Source organism: Halocynthiibacter sp. (assembly GCF_049608145.1).
In the GTDB taxonomy this organism is placed as follows: domain Bacteria; phylum Pseudomonadota; class Alphaproteobacteria; order Rhodobacterales; family Rhodobacteraceae; genus Halocynthiibacter.
The window spans coordinates 1-514 of the sequence record NZ_JBMYXF010000137.1 but is presented as its reverse complement, the minus strand read 5'-3'; the positions used below and the strand labels follow the sequence as shown (position 1 = coordinate 514).

The window sequence follows — 514 nt, the reverse complement described above, 5'->3', positions numbered from 1 at the left end:
ATATGTCATCTTCATTTAACAAAGTTGTCTGGTCTGACGGGCTGTTTGTGAAACCTCATCACTTTCAGCAGCAGACCCGCTATCATGAACGTTTTGCCGTGCGCCTGGCCGCAGGAAGCGATCCGTATAATTACGGGTTCACTTCGCTTATCTTGAATGATGAGATGCTGGCGATGGGGAAAGTGGCGATCGTTTCTTCCGCCGGGATTATGCCCGACGGCACGCCGTTTGATATGCCGGGGCAGGATAACTTGCCACCGGTTCTGGATATTTCCGAAGGCTTTACCGCAAACCAAATTATTTATCTTTGCCTGCCACTTTCCATGGAAGGCGGGCTTGAGGTTCAGCCGCAAAACACAGATGCCAGCGTTGCCGCGCGTTTCTCCGAAGATGAAAGCGCAATCCGCGATAACACAATGCAGGCCGATGCGCTTGTGCCGGTTAAGGTTGCCAAGGCGAACCCGGTTCTGATGCTGGACAAGGAAGATCTGTCCGCCTTCACCAAAATCGCCGT

At 52.3% G+C, this 514-nt stretch carries 1 protein-coding gene; it reads left to right on the top strand.

Annotation, left to right across the window (positions count from 1 at the left end; genetic code table 11):
* A partial coding sequence (gene tssK / locus ACPGUT_RS16230; RefSeq protein ID WP_423993152.1) for a type VI secretion system baseplate subunit TssK occupies positions 1–514 on the top strand: 514 nt, incomplete at both ends.